Below are 17,149 nucleotides of genomic sequence, written 5' to 3'. Positions count from 1 at the left end.
CCCTAGGCCAGCCCCGAAAACCCCGGCGGATGCCCCGTTGTCGTACCTCACCGATACCGTCGGATCATGGCGAAGGAGCAGGCGCAGGGCGGCGCCCGGCCGATGGCGGTGCTCGAGGGAGTCCTCGAGCGGATCACGTACGCCAATGAGGACACGGGGTACACCGTCGCGCGCGTCGACACCGGCAGAGGCGCCGGGGATTTGCTGACGGTCGTCGGCTCGCTGCTCGGCGCGCAGGCGGGGGAGTCGCTGCGGATGGAGGGCCGCTGGGGCTCGCACCCCCAGTACGGCAAGCAGTTCACGGTGGAGAACTACACGACGGTGCTGCCCGCCACGATCCAGGGCATCCGCCGCTACCTGGGATCCGGCCTGGTCAAGGGCATCGGCCCGGTCTTCGCCGACCGCATCACGCAGCACTTCGGCCTGGACACCCTCGACATCATCGAGCAGGAGCCGAAGCGCCTCATCGAGGTGCCGGGCCTCGGCCCCAAGCGCACCAAGAAGATCGCGGACGCCTGGGAGGAACAGAAGGCGATCAAGGAAGTGATGCTCTTCCTCCAGAGCGTCAGCGTGTCGACCTCGATCGCCGTGCGCATCTACAAGAAGTACGGCGACGCGTCGATCGGCGTCGTGAAGAACCAGCCGTACCGCCTCGCCTCCGACGTCTGGGGCATCGGCTTCCTCACCGCCGACCGCATCGCCCAGTCCGTCGGCATCCCGCACGACAGCCCCGAGCGCGTCAAGGCCGGTCTCCAGTACGCCCTTTCGCAATCCACCGACCAGGGCCACTGCTTCCTGCCCGAGGAGCGGCTGATCGCCGACGCGGTGAAGCTGCTCCAGGTCGACACCGGCCTGGTCATCGAGTGCCTGGCCGAGCTGGCGCTGCCGGACGAGGACTCCGGCGAGCCCGGTGTCGTACGGGAGCAGGTGCCAGGCGAGCACGGCGAACCGGTCACCGCGATCTACCTCGTCCCCTTCCACCGCGCCGAACTCTCCCTCTCCGCCCAGTTGTCCCGGCTGCTGCGCACCGACAAGGACCGGATGCCCGCCTTCCGCGACGTGGCCTGGGACAAGGCCCTGACCTGGCTCGCGGGCCGCACCGGAGCCGATCTCGCGCCCGAGCAGAAGGAGGCCGTCAAGCTGGCGCTGACGCGCAAGGTCGCGGTGCTGACCGGCGGGCCCGGCTGCGGCAAGTCGTTCACCGTCCGCTCGATCGTCGAGCTGGCCCGCGCCAAGAAGGCGAAGGTGGTGCTGGCCGCGCCGACCGGCCGCGCCGCCAAGCGCCTCGCCGAGCTGACCGGCGCGGACGCCTCCACCGTCCACCGCCTTCTGGAGCTGAAGCCGGGCGGCGACGCGGCCTACGACAAGGACCGCCCGCTCGACGCCGACCTGGTCGTGGTCGACGAGGCGTCCATGCTCGACCTGCTCCTCGCCAACAAACTGGTGAAGGCGGTGCCACCCGGCGCGCATCTCCTCTTCGTCGGCGATGTGGACCAGCTGCCGAGCGTCGGCGCGGGCGAGGTGCTGCGCGACATGCTGTCCGAGGGCAGCCCGGTCCCCGCCGTCCGTCTGACCCGGATCTTCCGCCAGGCCCAGGAGTCGGGGGTGGTCACGAACGCCCACCGGATCAACTCCGGTACGCCGCCGCTCACTCAGGGCCTCAAGGACTTCTTCCTCTTCGTGGAGGAGGACACGGAGGAGGCGGGGCGGCTGACGGTCGACGTGGCCGCGCGGCGCATCCCCGCCAAGTTCGGCCTCGACCCGCGCCGCGACGTCCAGGTGCTCGCCCCGATGCACCGAGGCCCGGCCGGCGCGGGCACGCTGAACGGGCTGCTCCAGCAGGCCATCACACCGGGCCGCCCGGAGCTGCCCGAGAAGCGGTTCGGCGGCCGGGTCTTCCGCGTGGGCGACAAAGTCACCCAGATCCGGAACAACTATGAGAAGGGTGCCAACGGCGTCTTCAACGGCACGGTCGGCGTCGTCACCTCCCTCGACGCCGACGAGCAGAAGCTGACGGTACTGACGGACGAGGACGAGGAAGTCCCGTACGACTTCGACGAGCTGGACGAGCTGACGCACGCGTATGCCGTCACGATCCACCGTTCGCAGGGCAGTGAGTACCCGTGTGTGGTGATTCCGGTCACCACCGGAGCCTGGATGATGCTTCAGCGGAACCTTCTCTACACAGCGGTCACCCGTGCGAAGAAGCTGGTGGTCCTGGTCGGTTCACGCAAGGCTCTGGGGCAGGCGGTGCGCACGGTTTCGGCGGGCAGACGCTGTACCGCGCTCGATTTCCGGTTGTCCGGCGCGATCCTTCAAAATTTTTGATCGATCAAATTCGTCGGGAAGGTCACAGAGGACTTCCGGAACCAGGGCGAAGGGGGCAGGATGAGCAGGTTGGCGGCACTGAGTGCCGTCAATAGGCCCAATGGTCGACCCCGAGTGCACTCTGCTGGGCCAAGTGGGGGATGGTAGAGACAGTCAGGGCACCTCGAAGAAGAGGCACTACGTCGGTGAGGGACGAGACGTGAGCGAGCACACCAACAACGCTGTAGTACTGCGGTACGGCGATGGCGAGTACACCTACCCGGTGATCGACAGCACCGTCGGCGACAAGGGCTTCGACATCGGGAAGCTCCGGGCCCAGACAGGTCTGGTGACCCTCGACAGCGGTTACGGCAACACCGCCGCCTATAAATCCGCGATCACCTACCTGGACGGCGAGCAGGGCATCCTGCGCTACCGCGGTTACCCGATCGAGCAGCTGGCCGAGCGTTCCACCTTCACCGAGGTGGCGTACCTGCTGATCAACGGCGAGCTCCCCACCGTCGACGAGCTCTCCACCTTCAAGAACGAGATCACGCAGCACACCCTGCTGCACGAGGACGTCAAGCGGTTCTACGACGGGTTCCCGCGCGACGCCCACCCGATGGCCATGCTGTCGTCGGTCGTCTCCGCGCTGTCCACCTTCTACCAGGACAGCCACAACCCGTTCGACGAGAAGCAGCGTCACCTTTCGACGATCCGCCTTCTCGCGAAGCTTCCGACGATCGCGGCCTACGCGTACAAGAAGTCGCAGGGCCACCCGGTCGTCTACCCGCGCAACGACCTCGGCTACGTCGAGAACTTCCTGCGCATGACGTTCTCCGTGCCGGCCGCCGAGTACGACCTGGACCCGACGGTCGTCGCCGCGCTGGACAAGCTGCTCATCCTGCACGCGGACCACGAGCAGAACTGCTCGACGTCCACCGTGCGTCTGGTCGGCTCCTCGCAGGCCAACATGTTCGCGTCGATCTCCGCGGGCATCTCGGCCCTGTGGGGCCCGCTGCACGGCGGCGCCAACCAGTCGGTGCTCGAGATGCTCGAGGGCATCCAGGCCTCCGGCGGCGACGTCGACACCTTCATCCGCAAGGTGAAGAACAAGGAAGACGGCGTGAAGCTCATGGGCTTCGGGCACCGCGTCTACAAGAACTTCGACCCCCGGGCGAAGATCATCAAGGCGGCGGCGCACGACGTCCTCTCGGCGCTCGGCAAGAGCGACGAGCTGCTCGACATCGCGCTGAAGCTGGAGGAGCACGCGCTGGCCGACGACTACTTCGTCGAGCGCAAGCTCTACCCGAACGTCGACTTCTACACGGGCCTGATCTACCGGGCCATGGGCTTCCCGACCGAGATGTTCACGGTGCTCTTCGCGCTGGGCCGTCTCCCGGGCTGGATCGCCCAGTGGCACGAGATGATCAAGGAGCCCGGGTCGCGCATCGGCCGCCCGCGCCAGATCTACACGGGCGTCGTCGAGCGGGACTTCGTCCCGGTCGAGCAGCGCTGACCAGCAGGCCGTAAGTAGCGGAAAGCGCCCCGCTGCCGATCCCCCCACGGGTCGACAGTCGGGGCGCCTTCCTTTTCCCGGTGCGGATTCCCCCCACGGGATCCGGCCGGGCGTCTGTGTCCGCGTCGGCCGCCGGAACACGTACGCACGGGTGGCCGCTCAAGCTCCCCGGTGCACGTGCCCCGGCCAACGCAGTCGGTCCCGTCCCCCAAGACGGTCCCGGTCGATACGGAAACGCCCCCCAAGACGTTCCTGCATCGCCTCCTTAGACTCACGGGACCGGCAAAGGGTTACGTTCTCATCGTTGTGATCTGCGTCTCTTGCTTATGTCCCGTGTGTACGCAAGAGGCCCGATATGTAGATGTGAGCCTCGTGCGTGAGAGTGCTGCAATTGTGCCGTGTGGATTATGTGGAGGTCCAGGCCTATCTAGATGAATCTGCGAAGTCGCAGACTGTTTGTGACCACGAAGACCGAGGAGAAGGCCATCGCGGCCCCCGCGATCATCGGATTCAGCAGCCCGGCGGCGGCCAGCGGCAGCGCGGCCACGTTGTAGCCGAAGGCCCAGCAGAGGTTGCCCTTGATGGTGGCCAGCGTGCGGCGCGAGAGCCGGATCGCGTCCGCCGCCACCCGCAGATCGCCGCGGACCAGCGTCAGATCGCCCGCCTCGATCGCCGCGTCCGTACCGGTCCCCATGGCGAGACCGAGATCGGCGGTGGCCAGAGCGGCGGCGTCGTTCACCCCGTCCCCGACCATCGCGACGCCCCGCCCCTCCGCTCTCAGCCGCCGGATCACCTCGACCTTGTCCTGCGGCAGGACCTCCGCGATCACGTCGCCGGGGTCGATGCCCACCGCCCGCGCGGCGGCCAGCGCGGCGGCCCGGTTGTCACCGGTCAGCAGCATCGGGGTGAGCCCGAGCGAGCGCAGGTCGGCGACGGCCCGGGCGCTCGTCTCCTTGACCGTGTCGGCGACGGCCAGGACGCCGCGTGCCACCCCGTCCCAGGCGACCGTGACCGCCGTACCGCCCTCCGCCTCGGCGGTCTGCCGCGCCGCCGTCACAGCGGGCGGCAGCTCGATCCCCGCGTCGACGAGCAGCCGCTCGCGCCCCACGAGGACGGCACGGCCCTCCACGGTGCCGCGCACGCCGAGCCCGGGAACACTGTCGAAGCCCTCGACCGCCGGTAGCTCGCCCGCACGGTCGGCGGCGCCCGCCGCGACGGCACGGGCCACCGGATGCTCCGAGGCATGCTCCACGGCGCCGGCCAGCCGCAGCAGTTCCTTCTCGTCGACACCCTCGACCGCGTGCACGGCGATAAGGGCCATCCGGCCGGTGGTCACGGTGCCGGTCTTGTCGAGGACGACCGTGTCGACGGCGCGGGTCGCCTCCAGGACCTCGGGCCCCTTGATGAGGATGCCGAGCTGAGCGCCGCGCCCGGTGCCGACCATGAGTGCGGTCGGTGTGGCCAGGCCGAGGGCGCACGGGCAGGCGATGATCAGTACGGCGACGGCCGAGCTGAACGCGGCGGTCGTGTCACCCGTGGCGAGAAGACGTACGACCAGGGTGCCGAGGGCGATCGCGACGACCACCGGTACGAAGACCGCCGAGACCCGGTCGGCCAGGCGCTGCACCTGCGCCTTGCCGGTCTGGGCGTCCTCGACGAGCCGGGCCATCTGCGCGAGCCGGGTGTCGGCGCCCACGCGGGTCGCTTCCACGACGAGCCGCCCACCGGCATTGACGGTCGCCCCCGTGACGGCGGACCCGACGGCCACATCCACCGGAACCGACTCGCCGGTCAGCACGGAGGCGTCGACGGCGCTCACGCCCTCGACGACGGTGCCATCGGTGGCGATCTTCTCCCCGGGCCGTACGACGAACCGGTCGCCGGGGGCCAGCCGGTCGGCGGGCACACGCACTTCGGTGCCGTCCGCGGCGAGCAGGGCGACATCCTTCGCGCCGAGTTCGAGCAGGGCCCTGAGCGCGGCGCCCGCGCTGCGCCGGGCGCGGGCTTCCAGGCAGCGGCCGACGAGGATGAACGTGACGACGCCCGAGGCCACCTCCAGATAGATGGTGGAGGAGGCGCCGCCGCGCTCGGTGACGAACGTGAACCCGTGCCGCATGCCCGGCATCCCGGCGTCGCCGAGGAACAGCGCCCACAGGGACCAGCCGAAGGCGGCGAGCGTGCCCAGGGAGACGAGCGTGTCCATGGTGGCGGCGCCGTGCCGGGCGTTGGTCCACGCGGCGCGGTGGAACGGGAGGCCGCCCCAGACCACCACCGGCGCGGCCAGGGTCAGCGAAAGCCACTGCCAGTTGTCGAACTGGAGGGCGGGGATCATGGCGAGGAGGATCACGGGAACCGTGAGCAGCGCGGAGACGCTCAGGCGCTGGGCGATGGGGGTGCCGGGGGCGGGGCTGCTCGCCGTAGGGGTGACGGTGTCTGTGGCGGCCGCGGCGTCGTCGTGGCTGATCGCGCCGTTCCCCGCGCCCCTGGCGGGGTCTGGCGGGGGCTGGATCGTAGCCTCCGCCGTGTAGCCCAGTTTGGTGATCGTGTCGATCAAGGTCTGGGGGGTGATGTCGGCATTGGCGTAGGAGATCTTCGCCTTCTCCGTGGCCAGGTTGACCGTCGCCGTCACGCCGTCGAGGCGGTTGAGTTTCTTCTCGATGCGGGCGGAGCAGGCGGCGCAGGTCATGCCGCCGATCGCGAGGTCGATGTCGGTGGGAGGTGCGTCCGTCATGGTGATGTCGAGGGTACGGCGGGCGGGCCGGACCACCGGGGCCCGGCCCGGAGCCTGCTCAGACCGTGCCGACCAGTTCGTACCCGGCCTCGTCGACGGCGGCGCGGACGGCCTCCTCGTCGAGCGGGGCCGCGGAGACCACCGTGACCTGACCGGAGGCGGCGACCGCCTGGACGGAGGCGACCCCGGCGAGCTCGGAGATCTCGCCGGCGACCGCGTCCTCGCAGTGGCCGCAGGTCATGCCCTTGACCTCGTAGACCGTGGTGACGGAGCCCTCGGCCGGGGCCGAGGCGTCGCCGTGGCAGGCGCCGCCACAGCAGGAGCCCTCGGCGGGCGCGGACGCCGCGGCCTCGGTGCCGATCTGGTGGAGCTCGGTCTGGGCGCTCATGTCGTTCTCCTTGCTGGAAGCCGAAGGAAGGGTTCGAGTCGGGGCGAGTGAGGGCCGGACGCGGGGCCGGGTACCCCCGGCACCTTCCGACCCACTCGAAACTCGTACTCTCCCGACCCTATACCCCTAGGGGGTACTCTTCCAAGAAGGATCGCGGCGGGACGGGGAGCGCGCCCAGGCGAGTCCGAGGAGCGAGACGAGCACCAGGCCGCCGACCGAGAAGAGCGTGAAGAGGTGCTTCTGGGCCCCGGCGGGCTCGGGGAGGTAGCCCTGCGCGAACCTATGGGTGATTTGCCGGAAGTTTAGCGAAGAGCCCGGTAAGTCGCAGTCCGGAACGCGGGCCGGGCCGGGGCGACGGCCCCGCGGCTACCGTGAACCGCGGCTTCTGCGAAGACACGGGGATACGGAGATGAGGTGGGTGGATGCGCGCCGTCGTGTTCGAGCGGTTCGGTGAACCGGCCGACGTAAGAGAGGTGCCGGACCCGGAGCCCGCGCCGCACGGGGTCGTCGTACGCGTCGAGGCGACCGGCCTGTGCCGCAGCGACTGGCACGGCTGGATGGGCCACGACCCGGACATCGTGCTGCCGCACGTGCCCGGGCACGAACTCGCCGGAGTGGTGCAGGAGGTGGGCGCCGACGTGCGCGGGTGCCGGGCCGGGGACCGGGTGACGGTGCCGTTCGTCTGCGCGTGCGGCAGTTGCGCGGCGTGCGCGGCAGGGGACCAGCAGGTCTGCGAACGCCAGACGCAGCCCGGATTCACGCACTGGGGCTCCTTCGCCGAGTACGTGGCCCTGGACCACGCCGAGGTGAACCTGGTGGCGATGCCGGACGGGATGGCCTTCGGGACGGCGGCCGGCCTCGGCTGCCGGTTCGCGACGGCGTTCCGGGCGGTCGTGCAGCAGGGCCGGGTTGCGGCGGGGGAGTGGATGGCGGTGCACGGCTGCGGCGGCGTGGGCCTGTCCGCCGTGATGATCGCGGCGGCGGCCGGGGCGCGGGTGGTGGCCGTGGACGTCGCACCCGGAGCGCTCGAACTGGCCAGGAAGTTCGGCGCCGTCGAATGCGTGGACGCGACGCAGGCGGACGATGTGGCGGACGCCGTACGGGAGTTGACGCGAGGCGGCGCGCATCTGTCGCTCGACGCGCTGGGCTCGGAGGCGACGTGCGCGGCGTCCGTGCGCGGGCTGCGACGGCGGGGGCGGCATGTGCAGGTGGGGCTGCTGCCCGAGGACCCGGTCGTGCCGATGGGGCGGGTGCTCGCGTGGGAGCTGGAGCTGATCGGCAGCCACGGGATGGCCGCGCACACGTATCCGGGGATGCTGGAGCTGGTGCGGGGCGGGGTGTTGCGCCCCGAGTTGCTGGTGACGTCGCGGATCCCGCTCGCGCAGGCGGGCCTTGCTCTCGCGGCCATGGGTGCGGCGTCCGGGGTGGGGGTGACCGTGATCGAGCCGTTCTCGCCGTAGAGCTTGCCGGCGCGTGGGCGCTGCGGGTGCGTCGTGGTTGCTCGCGCAGTTCCCCGCGCCCCTGGAGGGCGCCCCTGGAGGGGCGCCCGTACGGGTGTGCGGCGGGGTGGGTCAGTCTCTCTCGCGGCCCCTGTTGCGGGGGCGGGACGCGACCCATTTGCGGACGGTGTCGGCGTACCAGAAGGGCTTGCCGTTCTCCACGTGGTCGGGGGGTGGCAGCAGGCCGTGTTTGCGGTACGAGCGGACCGTGTCGGGCTGCACGCGGATGTGCGCGGCGATCTCTTTGTACGACCAGAGCCTGCGGTCGGTCATCAGTGGCTCCTCCCTGGCGGATGTCGCGACGGCGGCTCGGGGGTGGCCGCCGGCGATCACCCACCCTGTGCCCGAGAACGATGAGCACCGAGGTGAAGGGAGGGCCTGTGGGACCCCTGTGACGCAGAACCCGCGTATGCCAGACATGTGTGACAGGAAGGGGGCGTTTGTGACGTGAATGATGCAAAGGGGTCGCGTTGCGGACGCATGCAACGGCGCCCGAGCGGACAGACCCCTACGGAGGACCCGAACGCGCGAGGTGGGCCGGCCCCGCCGCCCCGGGCGGCAGCCGGGGGCGGCGGGGCCGCCGTCTCCCACCACCGACCACCGACCACCGATGCTGCTACACGCCGCAGGAGCGCAGATAGCCCCGCGTGCGACGGGCGATCGGCAGCGGCCGTTCCGGTTCGCACGGGTACATGTCCTGCTCGACGATGGCGAAGAGATCGACGTCGAGCCGCGCGGCGGCAGCCAGCACGGGCTCCAACTCCGGTACGCCACGCGGCGGTTCGCACATCACACCTTGCGCCACGGCCGGCCCGAAGGGCGTACCGCTCTCCCGCACTCCGGCCAGCACCGCCGGATCCACCTGCTTGAGATGCAGATAGCCGATGCGCTCGCCGTACGTCTCGATGAGCTTGACGCTGTCGCCGCCGCAGTACGCGTAGTGCCCGGTGTCCAGGCACAGCGAGACGAGGCCGGGGTCGGTGGCGTCGAGGAAACGGGCGACGTTCTCCTCGGTGTCGATATGGGTGTCGGCGTGCGGATGGACGACGACGCGCAGCCCGTACTTGTCGCCCACCTCGCGCGCCAGCCGCTCGGTACCGGCGGCCAGATGCCCCCATTGCTCGGCGCTGAGCGTGGACCCTTCGATGACCTCCCCGGTCTTGTCGTCGCGCCAGAAAGACGGGATGACGACCAGATGCCGGGCGCCCATGTCGCGGGTGAGGGCGGCGATCGACGCGACGTGCTCCCAGGTGCGCTCCCAGACGGCGGGCCCGTGATGCAGCCCGGTGAACACGGTGCCGGCGGACACGCTCAGCCCCCGCCGCCCGGTCTCCTCGGCGAGCACGCGCGGATCGCTCGGCAGATATCCGTACGGGCCCAGCTCGATCCACTCGTAACCGGCCTCGGTGACCTCGTCGAGGAAGCGCTGCCAGGGAATCTGGCGGGGGTCGTCGGGGAACCAGACGCCCCAGGAGTCGGGTGCCGAGCCGATGCGGATGCGTGCTGTCCGTGATGTCCGGGTCGTCATGGGACCAGCCTCAAGGGCCCCCGAGAAGGGTGTCAAGGCATCGTCCGAATGTCAGGACAAAACGTTGACAGGAAAGCGGGTACAGGACTAGATACGACAGCAGGCTCGCCGCAACGTATCCCCGCGCCCCCGTCTCCCGCCGAACGCCACCGTCGAAGGGAACCTCGTATGGCCCACGTGGCCCCCATGGCCCGCAGCGAGTTCGACCTGATCACGATGGGCCGGATCGGGGTGGACCTGTATCCGCTACAGGCGGGCAGAAAGCTCGCGGACGTGGACGCGTTCGGCAAGTTCGTCGGGGGTTCCTCGACGAACGTGGCGGTGGCGGCGGCCCGCCTGGGCCTGCGCACCGCCACGATCAGCCGTACGGGCCGGGACCCGTTCGGCGACTATCTCCGCGACCAGCTGGAGCGCTTCGAGGTCGACGCGCGCTGGGTGACACCGGTCGACGGTCTCCCCACGCCCATCACCTTCTGCGAGATCTTCCCGCCGGACGACTTCCCGCTGTACTTCTACCGCCGCCCCAAGGCACCCGACCTGGAGATCGCCCCGGACGAACTCGACCTCGACGCGATCCGCTCCGCGCGCATCTTCTGGGTGACCGGTACGGGCCTGTGCGCGGAGCCCAGCAGAACGGCGACGCTGTCCGCGCTGGAGCACCGTGCGGCGGCCACCGGGGTCGTGGGGGACACGGTCCTCGACCTCGACTGGCGCCCCATGTTCTGGGACAACCCCGAGTCGGCACGCCCGTACTACGTGGAGGCGTTGCGCCACGCGACGGTGGCCGTAGGCAATGTGGACGAGGTCGAGATCGCGACGGGAGAACGAGAACCGACGGCCGCGGCGCGCGCGCTGCTCTCCTTCGGGCTGCGCCTCGCGGTCGTCAAGCAGGGCCCGCGTGGTGTCCTGGCGATGACGTCCGACGGGGAGACGGCGGAGGTGCCCCCGCTTCCCGTGGACGTCCTGAACGGTCTGGGGGCGGGCGACGCGTTCGGCGGCGCCCTGTGCCAGGGCCTGCTGGCCGGTTGGGGGCTGACCCGGGTCATGCGGTTCGCCAACGCGGCCGGGGCGATCGTGGCCTCCCGCCTGGAGTGCTCCTCGGCAATGCCAACCCCGGCCGAGATCGAAACGGCCCTGATCTCGGGAGTGGCCGACGTAACCCCCCGCCCACCCGAACACGTGACCGCGGGGACCCGCATCGAGTCTTCCCCCGATGAGAACGGTGGCCCGGCGCTCGGGGGCCGCCTTGCCCACCCTGCCGCCCCAGGCGGCAGATTGCCCAAGGCGGGGGGCGGTGACGGAGCTGCGGGCGGGGGGCCGGCAGGCCGGGGGTTGGAGGAGACGGGGGCTGGCAACGGAGGTGCGGGCCGGGGGTTGGAGGAGACGGGGGCTGGCAACGGAGGTGCGGGCCGGGGGTTGATCGAGCCAGCAATCGGGGACGCAGTCGCGGACGGGAGCGTGCAGGAGGGGACGGGGTGGGGTGCCCCCGCAGGACTCCGCAGGCACCGCATCCCGGATCACCCGCCTTCGGCGTCCGGTGGCGACGAGACCGAACCGGCCGAGGAGGCACCCCGCCCCGGCCCCGCCCCCTCGCCGCACCAGTTGCCGGCTCCTGCCCCTGCCCCCGCTGCCTCGCCGCACCAGTTGCCGGCTCCTGCCCCTGCCCCCGCTGCCTCGCCGCACCAGTTGCCGGCTCCTGCCCCTGCCCCCGCTGCCTCGCCGCACCAGTCGCCGGCTCCTGCCCCGGCCCCCGCCCCCTCGCCGCATCAGTTGCCCGACCTCCGCGTACTGGCACGGCTACGGGCCGAACGACCCGAGGCTGTGGCCGAAGCGGCCGCGCGGCGGAGGCGGCGCCCGCTGCTCCCCACCCCCACCGCCCGCCTGATGATCATCGCCGCCGACCACCCGGCCCGCGGCGCCCTGGCCGCAGGCGACCGCCCGTTCGCCATGGCGGACCGCGCAGACCTGCTGACCCGGCTCTGCCTGGCCCTGTCCCGCCCAGGAGTGGACGGCGTACTCGCCTCCGCCGACGTACTGGACGACCTGCTCCTCCTGGGCGCCCTCGACGACAAGATCGTCCTGGGTTCCATGAACCGCGGCGGCCTGGCGGGCGCCTCCTTCGAGCTCGACGACCGTTTCACCGGGTACACCCCGTCCGACCTGCACCGCCGCGGCTTCGACGCCGGCAAGCTCCTGCTGCGGATCGACTACGACGACCCGACCGAGGGCTCCGTACGCACCATCGAGGCGGCGGCCCGCGCCGTGGACGCCATGGCGGCCCACCGCCTGCCGGTCTTCGTCGAACCGTTCGTCTCCCGCAGGGACCCCGATTCGGGCCTGCTGCGCAACGACTTGAGTCCAGAAGCGGTAGTGCGGTCCATAGCCGTAGCCTCCGGCCTGGGCGGCACTTCCGCCTACACCTGGCTGAAGCTCCCGGTCACGGACGACCCGACAGCCATGGCGCGCGTGATGGAGACGACGACGCTTCCGGCGGTACTGCTGGGCGGCGACATCAAGGACGGCGACCAGGAGGCGACGTACGAGAAATGGCGGGGTGCGCTGCAACTTCCCACGGTGCAGGGCTTGGTGGTGGGCCGTTCGCTGCTCTACCCGCCGGACGGCGACGTGGCGCAGGCGGTGGACACGGCGGTAAGCCTGCTGTAGCCACGGCACTCACCACACCGACCGCACAGACCCAAGGAGGAAGGCGCAGAAATGACACACCTCCCCACAGGCACCGCGGCGGACGGCCCGTACGCCCTGGCCGTCGACCCGGACAAGACGGACCTGCCCACGTGGTCCCGAGCAGGACTCCGCATCCTCGAACTGGCGCCCGCCCAACGGCACGTGTTCGACACCGGCGAGAGTGAATGGATCGTGCTGCCTCTGTCGGGCGGTTGCTCGATCGAGGCAGAAGGGCGGAGTATCGAACTGCTGGGCAGGGCAGACGTGTTCAGGGGGCCGAGCGACTTCGCGTACCTACCGCGGGACACCCGCGCAGAGATCGCCTCCGGTGCGGGAGGCCGCTTCGCCCTGGCAGGAGCGAAGTGCGGGCGACGACTCCCCGTCCGTCACGGCCCCGCGCCGGAGGTACCCGTCGAGGCCAGGGGCGCCGGCATGACGGCACGCAGGGTCCGTAACTTCGCGGCGGCGGACACGTTCGACTGCGACCAGCTGATCGCGGTCGAGGTGATCACACCGGGCGGCAACTGGTCCTCGTACCCTCCGCACAAGCACGACGAGCACCGCCCCGGCGTGGAGACGTGCCTGGAGGAGATCTACTACTTCGAGATCGAGGACGACCCCGGCACGGGCGCGCCCGGCTACGGATACCAGCGGGTGTCCCCGTCCCGTCCGGGCGGCACGGATCTCCTGGCGGAGGTGCGCACGGGGGACGCGGTCCTGGTCCCGGACGGCTGGCACGGCCCGTCGATCGCCCAGCCGGGTCACGACATGTACTACCTGAATGTGATGGCGGGGCCGGGACAGGAGCGGGACTGGAAGATCTGTTTCCACCCGGATCACAAGACGGAGGGCTACAGGTGACGCGGGACCAAAGCAAACCGCAGACCGAACCACAGACCGAACCGCAGCCCAAACGGCAAGCCGAACCGCACACCGAACGGCAAGCCGAACCGCACACCGAACGGCAAGCCGAACCGGGGCATCTACGGCTCACCACGGCACAGGCCCTGATCCACTTCCTGACCCGCCAGTACACGGAACGGGACGGCGTCCGCCACCGCCTCATCGAGGCGACCTGGGGCATCTTCGGTCACGGCAACGTGGCGGGGCTGGGCCAGGCGCTGGTCCAGTACGGCGACGGGATGAAGTTCCATCAGGGCCGCAACGAGCAGGCGATGGTGCACGCGGCGGTGGGCTACGCCCGCCAGAGCGACCGCCTGTCCGCGCACGCCGTGACGACGTCGATCGGCCCGGGCGCGACGAACCTGGTCACGGGCGCGGCGCTGGCCACGATCAACCACCTGCCGGTGCTGCTGCTCCCCGGGGACGTGTTCGCGGCGCGCCCGGCGGACCCGGTGCTCCAGCAGCTGGAGGTGCCGTACGCGGGTGATGTGTCGGTGAACGACTGTCTGCGCCCGGTGTCGAGGTACTTCGACCGGATCTCGCGCCCGGAGCAGCTGATCCCGGCGGCGTTGCAGGCGATGCGGGTGCTGACGGACCCGGTGGAGACGGGGGCGGTCACGCTGGCGCTGCCCCAGGACGTGCAGGCGGAGGCGTACGACTGGCCGAGTGGATTCTTCACGGAACGCACGTGGACGATCCGCCGCGCTGCTCCCGATGCAACGGAACTACGCGCGGCCGCACAGGCATTGAGGGAATCGACCCGCCCCTTGATCATCGCGGGAGGCGGAGTCCACCACAGCGGCGCGGAGGAGGCGCTGAGGGCTTTCGCGGAGGCGACGGGCATCCCGGTGGCGTCCACGCAGGCGGGCAAGGGCGCGCTGCGGCACGACCACCCGGCGGACGTGGGCGGTATCGGCCACACGGGCACGGCGACGGCGGACGAACTGGCCAGGACGGCGGACCTGGTGATCGGTGTGGGCACCCGGTACACGGACTTCACGACGGCGTCGGGCACGCTCTTCGCGAACCCGGCGGTCCGTTTCCTGAACCTCAACGTGGCGTCGTTCGACGCGCACAAGCTGGCGGCGCTCCCGTTGGTGGCGGACGCGCGGGAGGCCCTGACGGCGCTCAAGGAGGCAGCACAGGGCTACACCACACCCCCCGCCTACGTAGAGGACTACACACAAGCCAAGGAGCACTGGGAACAGAAGATCACAGCCTGCTACACAACAGCGGAAACCCAGGACCGCCCGCCGACCCAGACCCAAGTCCTGGGAATCCTGGACGAGTTGGTGACGGCCGATGACATTCTCATCAACGCGGCGGGCTCGCTCCCCGGCGATCTGCACAAGCTCTGGCGGACGCGTTCACGCGATCAGTACCACGTGGAGTACGGCTACTCCTGCATGGGCTACGAGATCCCGGCGTCGATCGGCGTGGCGCTGGCGGCGCCCGGCCGCCCGGTGTGGGCGCTGGTCGGCGACGGCACGTATCTGATGATGCCGACGGAGCTGGTGACGGCGGTGCAGGAGAACATCCCGATCAAGATGGTGATCCTCCAGAACCACGGTTACGCGTCGATCGGCGGCCTCTCGGACTCCGTGGGGGCGGAGGGCTTCGCGACGGCCTACCGCTACCGCAACGCGGACGACGCCACCTACACGGGCCGCCCCCTCCCGCTCGACCTGGCGGCGAACGCGGCGAGCCTGGGCATGGACGTACACCGGGCGAGGACGGCCGGAGAACTGCGCGAGGCGCTGGCCGTGGCGCGCGCCGCGACACGCCCCACATGTGTCTATGTGGAGACAGAAACGGCCGACACAGTGTCGGGCCCGCCTCCGGCGCAGGCGTGGTGGGATGTGCCCGTGGCCGAGACGGCGAACTCCTCGCCGGCGGTGAAGGCCCGCGAGGAGTACGACCGCCAGGCGGCGAAGCGCCGCAGCCACCTCTGACAGAACAGCCCCCAAGCAGCAGCGGGAACCGCAACAGGAGTCGCCCACATGTCTGACACGAAGTCCGGCACGAAGTCCGGCACGAAGTCGGTCCACCACTGGATCGGCGGCAAGACCGTCGAGGGCGTCTCGGGCAACCACGGCCCGGTGACCGACCCGGCGACGGGCGCGGTCACCACGCACGTCGACTTCGCGAGCGCCGACGAGGTGGACGCGGCGGTGGCCGCCGCGAGGGAGGCGTACGCGAGCTGGGGCACGTCGTCGCTGGCGAAGCGCACGGAGATCCTGTTCCGGTTCCGCGCGCTGCTCGACGCCAACCGTGACGCGATCGCCGAGCTGATCACGGCCGAGCACGGCAAGGTGCACGCGGACGCGCTGGGCGAGGTGGCGCGCGGCCTGGAGATCGTCGATCTCGCCTGCGGGATCAACGTGCAGCTGAAGGGCGAGCTGTCGACGCAGGTCGCGAGCCGGGTGGACGTGTCGTCGATCCGCCAGCCGGTCGGCGTCGTCGTGGGCATCACGCCGTTCAACTTCCCGGCGATGGTGCCGATGTGGATGTTCCCGATCGCCATCGCGTGCGGCAACACGTTCGTCCTGAAGCCGTCGGAGAAGGACCCGTCGGCGTCGATCAAGATCGCGGAACTGCTGTCCGAGGCGGGCCTGCCCGACGGCGTCTTCAACGTCGTCCACGGCGACAAGGTGGCGGTGGACCGTCTTCTGGAGCACCCGGACGTGGCGGCGGTCTCCTTCGTCGGCTCGACGCCGATCGCCCGGCACATCCACACCACGGCGGCGGCCAACGGCAAGCGGGTGCAGGCGCTCGGCGGCGCCAAGAACCACATGCTGGTGCTGCCCGACGCCGACCTGGACGCGGCGGCGGACGCGGCGGTCTCGGCGGCGTACGGCTCGGCGGGCGAGCGCTGCATGGCCATCTCGGCCGTGGTGGCCGTCGGTCCGGTCGGCGACGAACTGGTCGCGAAGATCAAGGACCGCGCCGAGAAGATCAAGATCGGCCCGGGCAGCGACCCGGCGTCCGAGATGGGCCCGCTCATCACGGCCGTCCACCGCGACAAGGTGGCGTCGTACGTGGAGGGCGCGGCGGCCGACGGCTGCGAGGTGGTCCTCGACGGCACCGGCTACACGGTGGAGGGCCACGAGAACGGCCACTGGATCGGCCTCTCGCTGCTCGACCACGTACCGACGTCGGCGAAGGCGTACCAGGACGAGATCTTCGGCCCGGTCCTGTGCGTCCTGCGCGTGGACACGTACGACGAGGGCGTACGGCTCATCAACGACTCGCGCTACGGCAACGGGACGGCGATCTTCACCCGGGACGGCGGCGCGGCCCGCCGCTTCCAGCTGGAGGTCGAGGCGGGCATGGTCGGCGTCAACGTGCCGATCCCGGTCCCGGTCGGCTACCACTCCTTCGGTGGCTGGAAGGACAGCCTCTTCGGCGATCACCACATCTACGGCAACGACGGCACGCACTTCTACACGCGCGGCAAGGTCGTCACGACCCGCTGGCCGGACCCGTCCGACAGCCCGGCCGGCGTCGACCTGGGCTTCCCGCGCAACCACTGAGTCCTACGCGTCCGAGTGCCCCGGCCCGCAGATCCAGGCGGCCCGGGGCACTCGCG

General features: G+C 70.6%; 11 protein-coding genes and 1 pseudogene. 8 read left to right on the top strand and 4 right to left on the bottom strand.

The genetic code is table 11. The features are described from left to right. The first annotated feature begins 66 nt into the window (after positions 1–66). Positions 67–2,328 (top strand): SF1B family DNA helicase RecD2, encoded by a 2,262-nt coding sequence (gene recD2 / locus ABD366_RS34710; protein WP_324773524.1) that lies wholly within the window; start codon positions 67–69, stop codon positions 2,326–2,328. Positions 2,329–2,527: 199 nt separating this feature from the next. Then, complete coding sequence (locus ABD366_RS34705) at positions 2,528–3,826, top strand: citrate synthase (RefSeq protein WP_324773526.1); 1,299 nt, start codon at positions 2,528–2,530, stop codon at positions 3,824–3,826. 427 nt (positions 3,827–4,253) lie between these two features. Here the strand turns inward: ABD366_RS34705 and ABD366_RS34700 are convergent, their stop codons facing one another. Next, positions 4,254–6,557, bottom strand: coding sequence for a heavy metal translocating P-type ATPase (locus ABD366_RS34700; RefSeq protein ID WP_324773528.1), 2,304 nt, complete (start codon positions 6,555–6,557; stop codon positions 4,254–4,256). A 58-nt stretch (positions 6,558–6,615) separates the two neighbouring features. After that, positions 6,616–6,945, bottom strand: coding sequence for a heavy-metal-associated domain-containing protein (locus ABD366_RS34695; protein WP_324773530.1), 330 nt, complete (start codon positions 6,943–6,945; stop codon positions 6,616–6,618). Positions 6,946–7,367: 422 nt separating this feature from the next. On the opposite strand from ABD366_RS34695, the gene ABD366_RS34690 reads away from it, so the two are divergent. Then, complete coding sequence (locus tag ABD366_RS34690) at positions 7,368–8,405, top strand: zinc-binding dehydrogenase (protein WP_324773532.1); 1,038 nt, start codon at positions 7,368–7,370, stop codon at positions 8,403–8,405. A gap of 111 nt (positions 8,406–8,516) precedes the next feature. Here ABD366_RS34690 and ABD366_RS34685 read toward each other — a convergent pair whose 3' ends face one another. Further along, a complete protein-coding gene (locus ABD366_RS34685) occupies positions 8,517–8,717 on the bottom strand; it encodes a helix-turn-helix transcriptional regulator (RefSeq protein ID WP_324773534.1) in 201 nt (66 codons plus the stop codon). A 343-nt stretch (positions 8,718–9,060) separates the two neighbouring features. Beyond that, the gene (locus ABD366_RS34680; protein WP_324773535.1) at positions 9,061–9,972 is read right to left on the bottom strand and encodes a sugar phosphate isomerase/epimerase family protein; all 912 of its coding nucleotides are present in this window, start codon (positions 9,970–9,972) and stop codon (positions 9,061–9,063) included. Positions 9,973–10,158: 186 nt separating this feature from the next. On the opposite strand from ABD366_RS34680, the pseudogene iolC reads away from it, so the two are divergent. The 5 genes and pseudogenes from iolC to mmsA all read left to right on the top strand — a co-directional run. Further along, positions 10,159–11,118, top strand: a pseudogene (iolC, locus tag ABD366_RS34675) (5-dehydro-2-deoxygluconokinase); the annotation flags it as partial. A 738-nt stretch (positions 11,119–11,856) separates the two neighbouring features. Continuing rightward, positions 11,857–12,636, top strand: coding sequence for a Cgl0159 family (beta/alpha)8-fold protein (locus tag ABD366_RS43635; RefSeq protein WP_425577008.1), 780 nt, complete (start codon positions 11,857–11,859; stop codon positions 12,634–12,636). Between the two features lie 51 nt (positions 12,637–12,687). Then, positions 12,688–13,518: a 5-deoxy-glucuronate isomerase gene (gene iolB / locus ABD366_RS34670; RefSeq protein WP_324776099.1), complete on the top strand. Its 831-nt coding sequence runs from the start codon at positions 12,688–12,690 to the stop codon at positions 13,516–13,518. A gap of 146 nt (positions 13,519–13,664) precedes the next feature. Next, positions 13,665–15,512 carry a 3D-(3,5/4)-trihydroxycyclohexane-1,2-dione acylhydrolase (decyclizing) gene (gene iolD, locus ABD366_RS34665; RefSeq protein ID WP_411293887.1) on the top strand — a complete coding sequence of 616 codons (1,848 nt, stop codon included), beginning with the start codon at positions 13,665–13,667 and terminating at the stop codon, positions 15,510–15,512. Between the two features lie 48 nt (positions 15,513–15,560). Then, on the top strand, positions 15,561–17,093 hold the full coding sequence (gene mmsA, locus ABD366_RS34660) for a CoA-acylating methylmalonate-semialdehyde dehydrogenase (RefSeq protein WP_324776095.1): 1,533 nt from the start codon (positions 15,561–15,563) through the stop codon (positions 17,091–17,093). The last annotated feature ends 56 nt before the right edge of the window (positions 17,094–17,149 follow it).

Origin of the sequence: Streptomyces kunmingensis (assembly GCF_039533535.1) — a bacterium.
Lineage (GTDB): Bacteria > Actinomycetota > Actinomycetes > Streptomycetales > Streptomycetaceae > Streptomyces > Streptomyces kunmingensis.
This window is presented reverse-complemented; position numbering and strand designations above follow the sequence as displayed.